The sequence below is a fragment of the Mesorhizobium sp. WSM4822 genome (genome assembly GCF_055811155.1).
In genome coordinates this window covers 77,614-91,049 of the sequence record NZ_JBVVQM010000011.1, presented here as the reverse complement: position 1 = coordinate 91,049, position 13,436 = coordinate 77,614, and the positions used below count along the sequence as shown (strand labels likewise).

General features: G+C 61.4%; 17 protein-coding genes. 13 read left to right on the top strand and 4 right to left on the bottom strand.

The genetic code is table 11. The annotated features are described in order from the left end of the window. The first annotated feature begins 17 nt into the window (after positions 1–17). The 12 genes from moaA (at position 18) to AC0L3E_RS23950 (ending at position 9,300) form a co-directional block, all read left to right on the top strand. Positions 18–1,013, top strand: coding sequence for a GTP 3',8-cyclase MoaA (moaA, locus tag AC0L3E_RS24005; RefSeq protein WP_128308539.1), 996 nt, complete (start codon positions 18–20; stop codon positions 1,011–1,013). 88 nt (positions 1,014–1,101) lie between these two features. Next, positions 1,102–1,536 carry a hypothetical protein gene (locus tag AC0L3E_RS24000; protein WP_236383069.1) on the top strand — a complete coding sequence of 145 codons (435 nt, stop codon included), beginning with the start codon at positions 1,102–1,104 and terminating at the stop codon, positions 1,534–1,536. Between the two features lie 120 nt (positions 1,537–1,656). Beyond that, positions 1,657–2,016, top strand: coding sequence for a hypothetical protein (locus AC0L3E_RS23995; protein ID WP_127269771.1), 360 nt, complete (start codon positions 1,657–1,659; stop codon positions 2,014–2,016). 225 nt (positions 2,017–2,241) lie between these two features. Then, complete coding sequence (locus AC0L3E_RS23990) at positions 2,242–3,162, top strand: DMT family transporter (protein ID WP_352583978.1); 921 nt, start codon at positions 2,242–2,244, stop codon at positions 3,160–3,162. A gap of 55 nt (positions 3,163–3,217) precedes the next feature. Then, entirely contained in the window at positions 3,218–3,844 is a 627-nt protein-coding gene (mobA, locus tag AC0L3E_RS23985) for a molybdenum cofactor guanylyltransferase MobA (RefSeq protein WP_473605790.1), read from the top strand. Further along, positions 3,841–4,350, top strand: a complete 510-nt coding sequence (gene mobB / locus AC0L3E_RS23980; RefSeq protein ID WP_128308537.1) for a molybdopterin-guanine dinucleotide biosynthesis protein B — start codon at positions 3,841–3,843, stop codon at positions 4,348–4,350. Before mobA ends, mobB begins: the two co-directional genes overlap by 4 nt. A 157-nt stretch (positions 4,351–4,507) precedes the next feature. Continuing rightward, the gene (locus AC0L3E_RS23975) at positions 4,508–5,293 is read left to right on the top strand and encodes an ABC transporter substrate-binding protein (RefSeq protein ID WP_027036615.1); all 786 of its coding nucleotides are present in this window, start codon (positions 4,508–4,510) and stop codon (positions 5,291–5,293) included. 77 nt (positions 5,294–5,370) lie between these two features. Further along, positions 5,371–6,090, top strand: a complete 720-nt coding sequence (locus tag AC0L3E_RS23970; protein ID WP_128308536.1) for an ABC transporter permease — start codon at positions 5,371–5,373, stop codon at positions 6,088–6,090. Further along, the gene (locus AC0L3E_RS23965) at positions 6,087–6,908 is read left to right on the top strand and encodes an ABC transporter permease (RefSeq protein ID WP_128308535.1); all 822 of its coding nucleotides are present in this window, start codon (positions 6,087–6,089) and stop codon (positions 6,906–6,908) included. Before AC0L3E_RS23970 ends, AC0L3E_RS23965 begins: the two co-directional genes overlap by 4 nt. Positions 6,909–7,016: 108 nt before the next feature. Further along, entirely contained in the window at positions 7,017–7,886 is an 870-nt protein-coding gene (locus AC0L3E_RS23960) for an NAD(P)-dependent oxidoreductase (protein ID WP_127270841.1), read from the top strand. An 8-nt stretch (positions 7,887–7,894) separates the two neighbouring features. Further along, positions 7,895–8,599 (top strand): DNA alkylation repair protein, encoded by a 705-nt coding sequence (locus AC0L3E_RS23955; RefSeq protein ID WP_128308534.1) that lies wholly within the window; start codon positions 7,895–7,897, stop codon positions 8,597–8,599. A gap of 131 nt (positions 8,600–8,730) precedes the next feature. Continuing rightward, positions 8,731–9,300 carry a DUF3299 domain-containing protein gene (locus AC0L3E_RS23950; protein ID WP_127270836.1) on the top strand — a complete coding sequence of 190 codons (570 nt, stop codon included), beginning with the start codon at positions 8,731–8,733 and terminating at the stop codon, positions 9,298–9,300. Between the two features lie 20 nt (positions 9,301–9,320). Here the strand turns inward: AC0L3E_RS23950 and AC0L3E_RS23945 are convergent, their stop codons facing one another. The 4 genes from AC0L3E_RS23945 to AC0L3E_RS23930 form a co-directional block, all read right to left on the bottom strand. Next, positions 9,321–9,812, bottom strand: a complete 492-nt coding sequence (locus tag AC0L3E_RS23945; RefSeq protein WP_006205209.1) for an Lrp/AsnC family transcriptional regulator — start codon at positions 9,810–9,812, stop codon at positions 9,321–9,323. Between the two features lie 108 nt (positions 9,813–9,920). Then, positions 9,921–10,601 (bottom strand): uracil-DNA glycosylase family protein, encoded by a 681-nt coding sequence (locus tag AC0L3E_RS23940; RefSeq protein ID WP_473605789.1) that lies wholly within the window; start codon positions 10,599–10,601, stop codon positions 9,921–9,923. Beyond that, entirely contained in the window at positions 10,541–11,152 is a 612-nt protein-coding gene (locus AC0L3E_RS23935; protein WP_128309840.1) for a glutathione S-transferase, read from the bottom strand. Before AC0L3E_RS23935 ends, AC0L3E_RS23940 begins: the two co-directional genes overlap by 61 nt. A gap of 43 nt (positions 11,153–11,195) precedes the next feature. Beyond that, positions 11,196–11,816 carry a thermonuclease family protein gene (locus AC0L3E_RS23930; RefSeq protein WP_473605788.1) on the bottom strand — a complete coding sequence of 207 codons (621 nt, stop codon included), beginning with the start codon at positions 11,814–11,816 and terminating at the stop codon, positions 11,196–11,198. 75 nt (positions 11,817–11,891) lie between these two features. On the opposite strand from AC0L3E_RS23930, the gene AC0L3E_RS23925 reads away from it, so the two are divergent. Next, complete coding sequence (locus tag AC0L3E_RS23925; protein ID WP_128309839.1) at positions 11,892–13,412, top strand: sensor histidine kinase; 1,521 nt, start codon at positions 11,892–11,894, stop codon at positions 13,410–13,412. Positions 13,413–13,436: the final 24 nt, after the last annotated feature.

Here is a 13,436-nt window from a genome sequence, read left to right as displayed (position 1 = left end):
CGGGAAGCGCTTGAAGCATGGACATGATTGATCCTTTCGGCCGCACGATCAGCTATCTCCGCGTGTCGGTCACCGACCGCTGCGATTTCCGCTGCACCTATTGCATGGCCGAGGACATGGCCTTTCTGCCGAAGAAGGACCTGCTGTCGCTGGAAGAGCTCGACCGGCTGTGCACGGTTTTCATCGAAAAGGGCGTCAGGCGATTGCGCCTGACCGGCGGTGAGCCGCTGGTGCGCAAGAACATCATGCATCTGGTGCGCCAGCTCTCGCGGCATCTCGCCAGCGGCGCGCTGGAAGAGCTGACGCTGACCACCAACGGCTCGCAGCTGTCGCGCTTTGCCGCCGAACTCGCCGATTGCGGCGTCAAGCGCATCAACGTGTCGCTCGATACGCTCGATGCCGACAAGTTCCACAAGATCACCCGCTGGGGCCATCTCGACAAGGTCATGCAAGGCATCGATGCCGCGCAGGCCGCGGGGCTGAAGGTCAAGCTCAACGCGGTGGCATTGAAGGATTTCAACGACGCCGAGCTGCCCGATATGATGCGCTGGGCGCATGGCCGCGGCATGGACCTGACGGTCATCGAAACCATGCCGATGGGCGAGATCGATGCCGACCGCACCGACCAGTATCTGCCGCTGTCGCTGCTGCGCGCGTCGCTGGAACGCCAGTTCACGCTGACCGACATTCCCTTCAAGACCGGCGGCCCGGCCCGCTATGTCCAGGTCGCCGAGACTGGCGGACGGCTCGGCTTCATCACGCCGATGACGCATAATTTCTGCGAAAGCTGCAACCGCGTCCGGCTGACCTGCACCGGCACCCTCTATATGTGCCTGGGCCAGGAAGATGCCGCCGACCTGCGCGCGCCCTTGCGCGCCTCCGAAGGCAACGAGCTGGTCGCCGATGCAATAGACGAAGCCATCGGCCGCAAGCCCAAGGGCCACGACTTCATCATCGACCGCCGCACCAGCCGCCCATCGGTGTCACGCCATATGAGCGTCACCGGCGGCTGATCTTTTCGTGAAATTCATGCAAGATCGCTTCGGATCATGACTCGAGGCGAGCATGCGGCTGCACTCTTCATTCCTGGCGATTGCGACAATGGCAGCAAGCAGTGCGGTCGCCGCGCCGTTCACTTATGTGAACGAGCGCTTCGGCACCGTCTGCACCTTTCCCGACGAGATCTTCACCGATCGCCAGCCGGAGCCCGATAATGGCGACGGACAGCAATGGCTGAGCGCCGATGGCGCCAGCCTGATCTGCTCCGGCATCCTCAACATAGACAACGATACGCCGAAGGGCTTTGTGGCGGCCGAGAAGGCCAGCGATGAAGCCGGCTACAAGGTGACCTATGGCAAGGCCGGCAGCGATTGGGCGGTGCTGTCGGGCGTTAAGGATGGAAAGATGTTTTACGAGCGACGTCTGTTTGGGAGAGACGGTATCATCCGCACGGTCTGGGTCGACTACCCTCCGGCCCTGAAGTCGAAATACGACCCGCTGGTCGGCGCCATTGCCGGCAGTCTCAAGGGGTCGTGAAAGTTTCGGACCACACCCCAGAAAAAGTCTTGTTCGCGAACCACAGCCGGATTTACGGCCAGTCTGTTCCAACCTACCCTTTCCCTGGAAGCGGATCTTCGCTCACAGGGGGAATACACCATGCGCAAACTCGTTCTTTCTCTAGCCTTGCTTGGTCTCGCGGCCGTGCCCGCTGCGGCCCAGTCGATCGGCGGCACTTATACGGTCGCCGGCACCAACTTCGACGGCTCTGCCTATGGCGGCGAGGCAACCATCACGCTGACCAGCGGGACGACCTGCGCGATCCATTGGGAAACCGGTGGCTCATCTTCCGACGGCATCTGCATGCGCAACGATGATGCCTTCTCGGCCGGCTATGTCATGGGCAAGGATATCGGCCTCGTCGTCTACAAGATGACGGACGACGGCTCGTTGCATGGTCTGTGGACCATCGCCGGCAAGGAAGGCAATGGCACCGAGGTGCTGACGCCGAAGAAGTAAGTTCTGCCGCCATTGCAGGTGATCTTCTGAGCCACAAACAAGGCTGTGGCCCAGCCCTTTGCTGTTGCTGTTTCACGCCCGGCTGTTACAGGCTTGCTGCCTAAAGCGCGTCGCGTTTGAACGGATTCAGGCGACGCGCTTTAGGTCTTTGTTTCTTATGCGTGTCGTTTCCCCAAAACCGAGGTCACTTTTGGGCGACATGCATTAGCAGAACCGGTACCCGTCTTGCCCCTGTCACCAAATATTCGCGGCGCGTTGTTCATGATGGTGGCGATGGCCGGCTTCTGCCTCAACGATGCCATCACCAAATACTCGTCACAATCGATGAACATGGCGCAGGTCATGTTGATCCGTGGGGCTTTCGCTTCGCTTTTCGTTGGCTTGCTCGCCTGGCAGCGCGGCGCGCTCGCCCGCCCGGGCTCGATGCTGCAGCCTCTGGTGGCCCTGCGCGTGATCAGCGAGGCCGGTGCCACGGTGAGTTTTCTCGTCGCCCTCGCCCATTTGCCGATCGCCAATGTTTCGGCGGTGCTGCAGGCGCTGCCACTGGCGGTGACGATGGGGGCCGCACTCGTCTTTGGCGAGGCTGTCGGCTGGCGGCGCTGGCTGGCCATCGCCATCGGATTTGCCGGCGTGCTGATTATCGTTCGGCCTGGCTTCGAAGGGTTCAGCATCTACTCGCTGGCGGCGCTGGCCAGCGTTGCCTGTTGTGCGGTGCGCGATCTCGCCACCAAGCGAATCCCGGAGGCCATTCCGACATTGCTGGTGTCGACGGCAACCGCGCTTGCCATGACCATCGTTGGTGCGGCGCTGTTGCCGGCAATGGGCGGCTGGACGCCGATGACGGGGGACAGCACAGCCCTGCTGGCCCTGGCCGCGGTGCTGGTGGTGATCGGCTACCAGTTCATCATCATGGCGATGCGGGCGGGCGACATCTCCTTCATCGCGCCGTTCCGCTATACGGCCCTGATCTGGTCGATCCTGCTTGGCCTGTTCATCTTTGCCGATATCCCCGATCCGCCGATGATCGTCGGCGCCACCATCATCATCGGCTCCGGCCTTTATGCGCTCTATCGCGAGCGTGTGGTCGGCCGGCGAAAGATCGTCGCCGAAAGCACGGGGCCGACCATGGTGCCTGACGGAATCTAGCCAGATCATTGAAGGTTCTTGTGATTTCCGACGGCTGGCGTACAGGCTTCGTGGCATGAAGCGAGACATTGCGGGGATCATCCTGGCCGGTGGCCAGTCGAGACGGATGGGCGGTGGCGACAAGAGCCTGTTGCCGCTTGGCGATGGCTGCCTGCTTGACCAGGTCGTGTCGCGCTTCACCCCGCAAATAGAATCGCTGGCGCTCAGCGCCAATGGCGACCCTGCGCGATTCCTGCGCTTTGGACTGCCGGTGCTTGCCGACAGCGTGCCCGGCTTTGCCGGGCCGCTCGCCGGAATCCTGACCGGCCTCGAATGGGCCGCGGCCAATACGTCTTGCAAAGCGATCGTCAGCGCTGCCGGCGACACACCTTTCCTGCCGTTGGACCTTGTCGAGCGTCTGGCAGGGGCCGCCGATCAAAGTCCCGGTTCGATTGCCGTAGCCTGCTCGGCCGGCAAGCGGCACCCGACCTTCGCGCTCTGGCCGATCGGCTGCCGCGATGCCTTGCGGCACTTTCTGGTCGATGAGGATATCAGGCGGGTTTCGGCTTTCATCGACCGGCACGGTTTTGTCGAGGTAGAGTTCACGGTTCCGCCGTCGGCGGGGGGCGACCCTTTCTTCAACATCAACGAACCAGACGATCTTGTGTCTGCCGAGCGTCTGTTGCAGAGCATCAAGCCATGAACAGACGCATCTTCGGCATCACCGGCTGGAAGAATTCCGGCAAGACGACTTTGACCGAAAGGCTGGTCACCGAACTTGTCCGGCGCGGCTGGAAGGTGTCGACGGTGAAACACGCCCATCATGATTTCGACATCGACAAACCGGGTGCCGACAGTTTCCGCCACCGGCAGGCCGGCGCCACCGAAGTCGCGATCGTCTCCGGCGTTCGCTGGGCACTGATGCACGAGCTGCGCGGCGAAGACGAGCCGGCATTGGAGACTGTCCTGTCGCGGCTTGCCCCTTGCGACCTGGTGCTGGTCGAGGGCTACAAGCGCGAAGCCCACAGCAAGATCGAAACCCGCCGGCTGGATGCGAAGGACCGCACGCCGCTTTCAGCGGAGGATCCCAACATCGTCGCTGTCGCCGCCGATTTTGCGATTGAAGGCGCGCAGCTGCCGGTGTTCGATCTCGACGATGCAAAATCGATAGCCGACTTCATTGAGCGCACCACCGGGCTCGTTGCTTGAGCGCTGACGCAACGGCAGAATAGCCTTGCCCATTTTTACGGTTTTGCAGTTGCTTTTTTCTTGGAAAGAGTGGGAGTATCGCGCCAGCGGGCGGTCAAAAGCACCGCCCCACAGAGCCGTTCGGAACGACGGCCGGGACCATAAAGAGAGGACCATCATGCGTATTTCACTGCGTATCGCGCTTGCCGCATCGGCCGCGCTGCTGACGCTCGGCGTCGCCCAGGCCCAGGAAAAGACCCTAAGGATCGGCACCGAAGGCGCCTACCCGCCCTTCAACAACCTTACCGCCGATGGCCAACTCGTAGGCTTCGACATCGACATCGCCAAGGCGCTTTGTGATGAGATGAAGGTAAAGTGCACCTTCGTCGCGCAGGATTGGGACGGCATCATTCCCGCCCTTCAGGCCGGCAAGTTCGACGCCATCGTCGCCTCGATGTCGATCACGCCGGAGCGGATGGAAAAGGTCGATTTTTCGCACAAATACTACAACACGCCGTCGGCGCTCGCCGTGCCGAAGGACAGCACGCTGAAAGGCGTGACCAAGGAAGATCTCGCCGGCAAGACCATCGGCGTCGCCACCACCACGACGCATTTCAACTATGCCTCGAAGACCTACACTGACAGCACCGTGAAGGGCTATCCGAGCAGCCCCGAGGAGCAGGCAGATCTTGCCAATGGCCGTCTCGACGCCATCGAGGACGATATCGTCGTGCTGCAGCAGTTTCTGGATTCGCCTGATGGCGCCTGCTGCAAGATCCTCGGCCAGCCGTCGCCGCAGCCGGTCGAGATCTTCGGGCCTGGCGCCGGCATTGCCGTGCGCAAGGGCGAAACCGACCTGGTCAACAAGCTCAACTCGGCCATCGACGCCATTCGCGCCAATGGAAAATACAAGGAAATCAACGACAAGTACTTCAAGTTCGACGTCTACGGCGCCGAGTCCTGATAAAGGTCAAGACGGCGGGGAATTTCCCCGCCGTCTTTCTATTCATCTCAGGAATGCCGTGGAGATAAGACCGGTCGATGCCAGCCCAGAGCATATGGACACTTCTCAGTTGGGGACCCGAAGGCTGGCTTGACGATATTGCCTATGGCACACTGATCACCATTGCGCTTGCGCTTGCCACGCTGCCCATCGGATTGACGATCGGCTTTTTCATCGCCCTCGCCAAGCAGTCCGAAGAACCCTCGCTGCGCCTTGCCGCCAACATCTACACCACGGTCTTTCGCGGCCTGCCGGAACTGGTGACGCTTTTCCTGTTCTTCTTCGGCATGCCGATCCTGCTGCAGCATCTCGTCAGGTATTTCCGGCCGGACATCACTATCGACGTCAACAGCTTCGTCGCCGGCATGATCGTGCTTGCGCTGATCTTCTCGTCCTATGCCAGCGAGGTTTTTCTTTCCGCCTTCCGCGCCATTCCCAAAGGCCAGTATGAAGGCGGCTATGCCATTGGTCTTTCGAACTGGCTGACCATGCGCAAGGTGATCGTGCCGCAGCTGCTGCGCATCGCGTTCCCCGGCCTGGAGAACTGCTGGCTCAGCCTGCTCAAGGACACATCGCTGGTGTCGGTCGTCGGCCTGGCCGAGACGCTGCGTAACGCTAGCATTGCCGCCCGCGTCACCAAGCATGCTTTCCTGTTCTTCGGTGTCGCCTCGCTGGTCTTTCTTGGCCTGGCCGTCCTGTCGTCCTTCGCCACCAGCGCTATTCTGCGCTCGCTTGGCCGGCAGGAGGCGCAGCGTTGAGCGCCACGGCCGCAATGGTCGAACGTCCGCCGCCACGGGCTCGCGGCTGGCCGCGCAGGCGTATCGCCGGTTACGCGCTGGTCTGCCTGTGGATTTTGTTCGGCATTGGCATCGTCAGCTATCTGGTTCTTGCCTGGAACCCTGAGTTCTTCGCCAAATATGCGCCCGCCTATTTGAGCGGGCTTGGGGTTACGCTCGCGCTGGTTTCCATATCGATGGTGCTCGGTGCGATCCTGTCGGTGCCCGTCGCCTATGGGCGCATGTCCAGGAGCCGGATCCTGTCCGGCCTCGCCTATTGCTACGTCTATTTCTTCCGCGGTACGCCGCTGCTGGTCCAGACCTATCTGGTCTACTACGGATTGGGCTCGTTCAGGGTCGAGCTCCAGTCGATCGGCCTCTGGGACTTTTTCAAGGACGCGTTCAATTGCGGCGTCTTTGCCTTTGCGCTCAACACCGCCGCCTATCAGGCCGAGATTCTGCGCGGCGCCATCGAGAGCGTGCCAAGAGGGCAATGGGAAGGGGCGGCATCGCTTGGCCTGCACAAACTGCAAACCTTGCGCAAGATCATCCTGCCGCAAGCCTTGATCGTCGCCTTGCGGCCCTATGGCAACGAACTGATCCTGATGGTCAAGGCTTCCGCCATCGTCGCCATCATCACGGTCTATGATCTGATGGGCAATGCCAAGCTCGCCTTCGCCAACTCGTTCGACATCCAGGCCTATATCTGGGTCGCGCTCGTCTATCTGGTGATGGTCGAGATATTGCGTCATGGCGTCGAATGGATCGAGCGCCGGATCACCGTTCACCTGAAACGCTGACTATTTTCAAATTCAGCTGCACCAGTCGATCCTGCCCTGCGCATCTTGACGAATTGCGCGCAGAGCCTAGACGTCTCGCAGCAAATTCCGTTTCTGAAGGGCAAGCTCATGGCATCTGTTGCATTTCTCGGTCTTGGCGTGATGGGCTATCCGATGGCCGGGCACTTGAAGAACAAGGGCGGCCATGACGTGACCGTCTACAACCGCACCAAGGCCAAGGCCGAGCAATGGGTTGGCCAGCATGGCGGTAGCCTTGCGGCGACGCCAGCACAGGCCGCCGAAGGCAAGGATTTTGTCTTCTCCTGTGTCGGCAATGACGACGATTTGCGTTCGGTGACGACCGGTCCGGAAGGCGCCTTCAAATCGATGAAGAAGGGTTCGGTCTTCATCGACAACACCACGGCCTCGGCCGAGGTCGCTCGCGAGCTGGCGGCGGCGGCGCAAGTCGGTGGTTTTTCGTTTCTCGACGCGCCTGTCTCGGGCGGCCAGGCCGGCGCCGAGAACGGCGTGCTGACCGTCATGGTCGGCGGCGAGCAGGACGCTTTCGACAGAGCGAAGCCTGTCATCGACGCTTTTGCCCGCATGGTCGGCTTGATGGGGTCGGCCGGTGCCGGCCAGCTCACCAAGATGATCAACCAGATCACCATAGCCGGCCTCGTCCAGGGCCTGGCCGAAGGCATCCATTTCGGCAAGAAGGCCGGGCTCGACATCGAGAAGGTGATCGAGGTGATTTCCAAGGGTGCCGCCGGCTCCTGGCAGATGGAGAACCGCCACAAGACGATGAACGCCGGCAAATATGATTTCGGCTTCGCCGTCGACTGGATGCGCAAGGATCTCGGCATCTGCCTGGCCGAGGCCGACCGCAATGGCGCCAGATTGCCGGTCACCGCACTCGTCGACCAGTTCTACAAGGATGTGCAGGCGATGGGCGGCAAGCGCTGGGACACGTCCTCGCTGCTCGCCCGTCTCGAAAAATAGGTTCCGCGGTGCCAGAGCTCTCGCCTCAATCCAGTGCTGCAGAAATCGTCGCCCATCTGCGCGCTATCGGATCGGAGGAGAACCGCCTCGGCATGTTGCGCTACGGCATCAAGATCGACCGTGCACTTGGTATCACGCACGGCATGCAGCGGCAGATCGCCAGGAAGATCAAACGCAACCACGAGCGCGCCTTCGAGCTATGGGACACCGGCATCATGGAGGCGCAGTTCATCGCCTCCGTCACGGCTGACTCGAAACGGTTTTCTGCTGAAGATGCAAGACGATGGGCGGCTAGTTTCGACTCCTGGGACATCGTCGACGGCGTCTCGGATATCTTTGTCGATACGGACGCCTGGAAAGAACTGATCGCCGAGTTTGCGGCCGATGAGCGGGAGTTCGTTCGGCGCACGGCCTTCGCCATGATGGCCTGGTCCGTCGTCCACCGGAAGAAGGAGCCAGGGGCGACCTTCCTCTCCTTCCTGCCGATCATCGAAACGCATGCGAACGACAGCCGCAATTTCGTGAAGAAGGCCGTGAACTGGGCGCTTCGGTCGATCGGCAAACGATCGATGGACATGCACGGAGCTGCCCTGGCTGTCGCCGAACGGCTGGCGCAGTCGACCGACAGGACGGCGCGCTGGATCGGCAAGGACGCGGTAAGGGAGCTGTCCAATGCCAAGACGCTAGCGCGGGTCGCCGCAAGGAAAGGCTGACGGCGCGGAAACCCGCTTTCCGGCATGTCTGGATCTCGCCGACATGTGATGCGGTTGCCGACATGTGATGGCGGGAGCGTTGACGTCGCTGACAGCGGCGTCTTTACTTGAGCTTCAAAGGGACGCGGCCAATGAGCAATCCTCTGAAATCAACCATAATGCTCGCAGCGGCATTGTTTGTGTCCGCGGCCACAGATGCCTCGGCCGAGACCGCGCACATATTCTGGAAGGATCTGCGTCCGGCTACGCAATCCGCCGCCGAAAACGTCGGGCTACCGATGATCGCGGCAAAATTGCCCGACCACGGCGAGACGCTGTCCCTCAACCTGCAGGACAAAAGCATTCAGCTAGCCGGCTATGCATTGCCGGTCGATCGCGATGGCGATCTTGTCTATCAGTTCCTGCTGGTGCCCTGGACGGGTGCGTGCAGCCACATGCCGACGCCCCCGCCCAACCAGATTGTCTTGGTCACGCCGGCTCGTCCCTACAAGATGTCCGAGGCGTATCAGCCTGTCGCGGTCACCGGCGCGCTGAAGCCGGACATGGAGAAGAGCCAGCTGTTCATCCTCGACGGCGTCAGTGTCATCCAGTCTGGCTACAGCGTCCGCAAGGCAGATGTGGTCGCTGTCGGCAGCGTGCCGGACACCGTCACCCTGCCGGTCAATTCTCCCTGGAGTTTCCTCAACAAAAAGAAGAACTAAGCAGGACAACCTGCTGCAGCTCAGGCGGCGTTGGCACCCGATTCCTTGTCCAGCACCATGTAGTCGAGCGGGATTTCGGTCGTGTACTTGATCTGCTCCATGGCGAAGGATGACGAAACGTCACGGATTTCGATCTTGGCGATCAGCCGCTTGTAGAAGGCGTCATAGGCCGCGATGTCGGGCACCACGACGCGCAGGAGATAGTCGACGTCGCCGCTCATGCGGTAGAACTCGACCACCTCGGGAAACTCCTGGATGACTTCCGAGAAACGCCGCAGCCATTCATGGCTGTGCGAATTGGTGCGGATCGACACGAAGACGGTAACGCGCACATTGACCTTTTCATGGTCGAGAATGGCAACGCGCCGCTTGATGACGCCCTCCTCCTCGAGCTTCTGGATGCGCCTCCAGCAAGGCGTCGTCGACAGCCCGACTTTCTTGGCGACGTCGGCGACCGCGAGTGTCGCGTCCTCCTGCAAGAGGCGGAGGATTTTTCTATCGAGGCGATCCATATCGTGCTCCCAAAGGAATAGAATGCCTATACTCTGCCTTATCCAGGCCTTTCACAAGAAAGGAATTCTGCTGATCGGGCAAAAAGCGAGTGATTTCTTGCTGAAAGGTCAGCCGAGGCGATAGCGGATTTCCGAACGCAGAAAAGGCAGCAAATCCATTTCAAACCATGGATTCTTCTTCAGCCAGCCGGTGTTGCGCCACGAGGGATGCGGCAGCGGCAACACTTTCGGACCGACGGAATTCTCCCAGATGGAGCGCCAGTCCATGACTGTTTCCGTCAGGGAGGGCCGGCGCGCCGCACCCATATGCCAGGACTGCGCATAGATGCCGATTGTCAGCACCAGATCGATCCGTGGCATCGAGGCCATCAAGGGTGCGCGCCAGGCCGCCGCGCATTCGCGCCTCGGCGGCAGGTCTCCCCCCTTGGCATCCTGGCCGGGAAAGCAGAAACCCATCGGCACGATGGCGAATTTTTCGATGTCGTAGAACTCGTCGCTCGTAACACCAAGCCAACTGCGCAAGCGATCGCCGGAGGCGTCGGTGAACGGCATGCCCGACAGATGCACCTTGGTGCCGGGCGCCTGGCTGGCGATCAGGATACGGGCGCTGGACGATGGGCGCAGCACAGGTCGTGGCTCATGCGGTAACGGCTTGCCGGCCGGATTTTCCACGCAGATGCGACAGGCGCGGACCTTGGCGACGAGGTTTTCGAGTTCGGCAGTCATTCTCAGGCTGATGCGCTCGGCCGGCTGGAGACGGCCTGATGCCAACGCAACACATTCGAGCAATCATCCGGCACCTTGATGCGTGCCGGCTTCATGAAGTCGACAGCGATCAGGCCGGTGATGTCGGCGATCGAATAGCTGTCACCGGCGATGAACTCCCGGCTGCCCAGTTCGCCATCCAGCAGCCTGAGGAACGCCACGGCCTTCGGCTTGTTGGCCTCGCCCCATTCGGAGACCTGCGGGATTTCCCATTCCTTCATGGCCGGATGGGTGTGCCGGAAGGCCTGCGTGACGCAGCTGAGCAAATTGAATTCCATCCGTCGCTGCCACATCTCGACCTGCGCCTTGCCGAGTGCGCCACGCCCGAACAGGGCCGGTTCGGGATGCAGTTCCTCGAAATAACGGCAGATGGCGACGGATTCCGTGATGACGGTGCCGTCGTCGAGTTCCAGCACCGGCAGGCGCAGCAAGGGATTGCGCGAGCTGACCGCCTGTTGCCTGTGTTCCAGCGCCCCCATGTCGATGGGCACCTGTGGAACTTCGATGCCTTTCTCGGCCAGGAAAACGCGGACCCGCCTTGGGTTGGGCGCCCGGCCACCGTCGAAGAGTTTCATTCCATCCTCCTGTTCGTTCTCGGTTCGGCTTCCAGGACGCGCATCACCAGAAGCGAAAAATCTCGCGCACGGCATCGCCGATCGACGCCAGCGTGCCGTGCTTCTTCTCGACGACTTCGCCGTGATGGCTGTCTCGCCAGTCTTGCGGCTGATCGAACGTTCCCGCCCAGATGCCGGCCTTTCCCGCGCGGGCGATGGCTTCCTCGCTCTCGAAATCACCATAGGCAACCGCCCAGCCCGCCTCGACCTGCGCGCGGTTGAGATCCTTGCCACCGGCGGTGCAGTCGCCGAGCAGCCGGCCATAACGATCACGCTGCCAGCCGGTACAAGAGACGGGCTTGCCGGCAATCAGGCGAACGAGCGACTGACGCGCAAGCGTGCCGCAGGAATAGTCGGCGCCGTTCTTGCGGCAGGTTTGCGTATATTCTGGAGCATCGATGCCGCGCATGCGGATACGCTCGGTGCCAAGCGTGATCGAATCGCCGTCGTTGATGATTGCCACGCCTTGCGTCTTGCGTGTCTCCACCCGGTCGAGGCGGGCCGCCAGCAGGATCAACAGTCCGAGGATGACGACGGCAAGCCCGTAATCCACCAGCCGGCGCCACAGGCTTCTGGGGCGCGCAACGTATCGCCGGCGCGGCCTCGGCGACCATGAACGGCTCATATGGCAAACGGTTGGTTAATCATTCGAACGTAGCTTAACACTTGGAAACCGCTGCTCGCATAAATTGAAGTTTTGATGCCCTTGCAACGCTCGAACACAGCGGACAAGTTCATTGTGGACCGCAGGAAACCTCATCGCAACAGCGATGTGGCGCGCGCGGTGCGCAAGACGCGTGACCGTCTTTCGCAGCAGGCCGGCAATCTCGACTTCGATCGCGAATTGCTGAAGCTGCATGCCCGCGCGATGACAAGCGGCGCCATCGCCATCCCGCTTCTCGTGCTGGCGATGGCTGCGGGTGGCCGGCTGGCCGGAATCGGCAACGAGATCGGGCTTTGGGCGCTGTTCACCCTGACCTGCTACACGATCGTTGCCTTCATGGCGCGGCGCATCGAGCGCACTGAAGCTTCCGAGCTCAACCCTTTGCAAGCACGACGGGAATTCCTGATCGGTCATTTCCTGTGCGGTCTCGGCTGGGCATGGTTCGTGTGGCTTGGCTGCAGCGTCTGCGAGGTCGATCCATTCCACATCGTCAAGGCCGTGGTGCTGTTGTTCGCCATGGCGGCGACCGCGGTGATGACCTCGTCTCTGCGCGGGGCGCTGCTGGCGACCTTTGCCGTTCCCGTGGCGCTCTACGCCTATGCCGGCGTCAAGCTATGGATGCCGGTCGAGGCGATCATGGCCGCGCTGCTGGTCGTGTCGCTGCCGTTCTTGGACTATGTGGCCCGTCATCTCAACCACTCGTCCCTCATGATGTTGTCGTTCCGCTCCGAAAAGGATGCGCTCATCGCCGAACTGGAGACGGCGAAATCGATGTCGGACGAGGCGCGGCGGCGGGCCGAGGACGCCAATCTGGCGAAATCGCGGTTCCTCGCTTCGATGAGCCACGAATTGCGTACGCCGCTCAACGCCATTCTCGGTTTTTCCGAGGTGATGTCGAACGAAGTGCTGGGGCCGATGAGCAATCCCACCTATCGCGACTACGCCCATGACGTGCACGAATCCGGCCAGCATCTGCTCGACCTGATCAACGAGATTCTCGACCTGTCGCGCATCGAAGCCGGCCGCTACCAGCTCAACGAAGAGCCGGTGATGCTGCTTGGTATCGTCGAGGACTGCTGTCACATGATGGAGTTGAGGGCGCGCAACAAGGATATCCGGGTCGTCCAGGATTTCGAGCACGAGCTACCGCGCCTTTTCGCCGATGAGCGTGCGGTGCGGCAGATCACGCTCAACCTTCTGTCGAATGCGATAAAATTCACCGCCACCGGCGGCGAAATCCGTGTTCGTGTCGGCTGGACGGCGGGTGGCGGACAGTACATTTCGATCAAGGACAATGGCCCGGGCATACCGGAAGACGAGATCCCGATCGTGCTTTCCGCCTTCGGCCAGGGCTCCATTGCCATCAAGAGCGCCGAGCAAGGCACCGGGCTTGGCCTGCCGATCGTGCAAGGGCTGCTCGCCATGCATGGCGGCGAGTTCGAACTTCATTCCAAGCTGCGCGAAGGGACCGAGGCGATCGCCATCTTCCCGCTCAGCCGGGTGATGGAGGAGCTGCCAGCACTGCCGACCGCGGCGGTCGCAGCTCGGCGTCGGTAGGCGTCGCGGCGAACTGTGTCGATG

Coding starts and splice junctions, on each gene's coding strand:
- moaA (WP_128308539.1), top strand. CDS start 18: ATGGACATGATTGATCCTTTCGGCCGCACGATCAGCTATCTCCGCGTG.
- AC0L3E_RS24000 (WP_236383069.1), top strand. CDS start 1,102: ATGGCAGCAAGCAGTGCGGTCGCCGCGCCGTTCACTTATGTGAACGAG.
- AC0L3E_RS23995 (WP_127269771.1), top strand. CDS start 1,657: ATGCGCAAACTCGTTCTTTCTCTAGCCTTGCTTGGTCTCGCGGCCGTG.
- mobA (WP_473605790.1), top strand. CDS start 3,218: ATGAAGCGAGACATTGCGGGGATCATCCTGGCCGGTGGCCAGTCGAGA.
- mobB (WP_128308537.1), top strand. CDS start 3,841: ATGAACAGACGCATCTTCGGCATCACCGGCTGGAAGAATTCCGGCAAG.
- AC0L3E_RS23975 (WP_027036615.1), top strand. CDS start 4,508: ATGCGTATTTCACTGCGTATCGCGCTTGCCGCATCGGCCGCGCTGCTG.
- AC0L3E_RS23970 (WP_128308536.1), top strand. CDS start 5,371: ATGCCAGCCCAGAGCATATGGACACTTCTCAGTTGGGGACCCGAAGGC.
- AC0L3E_RS23960 (WP_127270841.1), top strand. CDS start 7,017: ATGGCATCTGTTGCATTTCTCGGTCTTGGCGTGATGGGCTATCCGATG.
- AC0L3E_RS23950 (WP_127270836.1), top strand. CDS start 8,731: ATGAGCAATCCTCTGAAATCAACCATAATGCTCGCAGCGGCATTGTTT.
- AC0L3E_RS23945 (WP_006205209.1), bottom strand. CDS start 9,812: ATGGATCGCCTCGATAGAAAAATCCTCCGCCTCTTGCAGGAGGACGCG.
- AC0L3E_RS23935 (WP_128309840.1), bottom strand. CDS start 11,152: ATGAAACTCTTCGACGGTGGCCGGGCGCCCAACCCAAGGCGGGTCCGC.
- AC0L3E_RS23930 (WP_473605788.1), bottom strand. CDS start 11,816: ATGAGCCGTTCATGGTCGCCGAGGCCGCGCCGGCGATACGTTGCGCGC.
- AC0L3E_RS23925 (WP_128309839.1), top strand. CDS start 11,892: ATGCCCTTGCAACGCTCGAACACAGCGGACAAGTTCATTGTGGACCGC.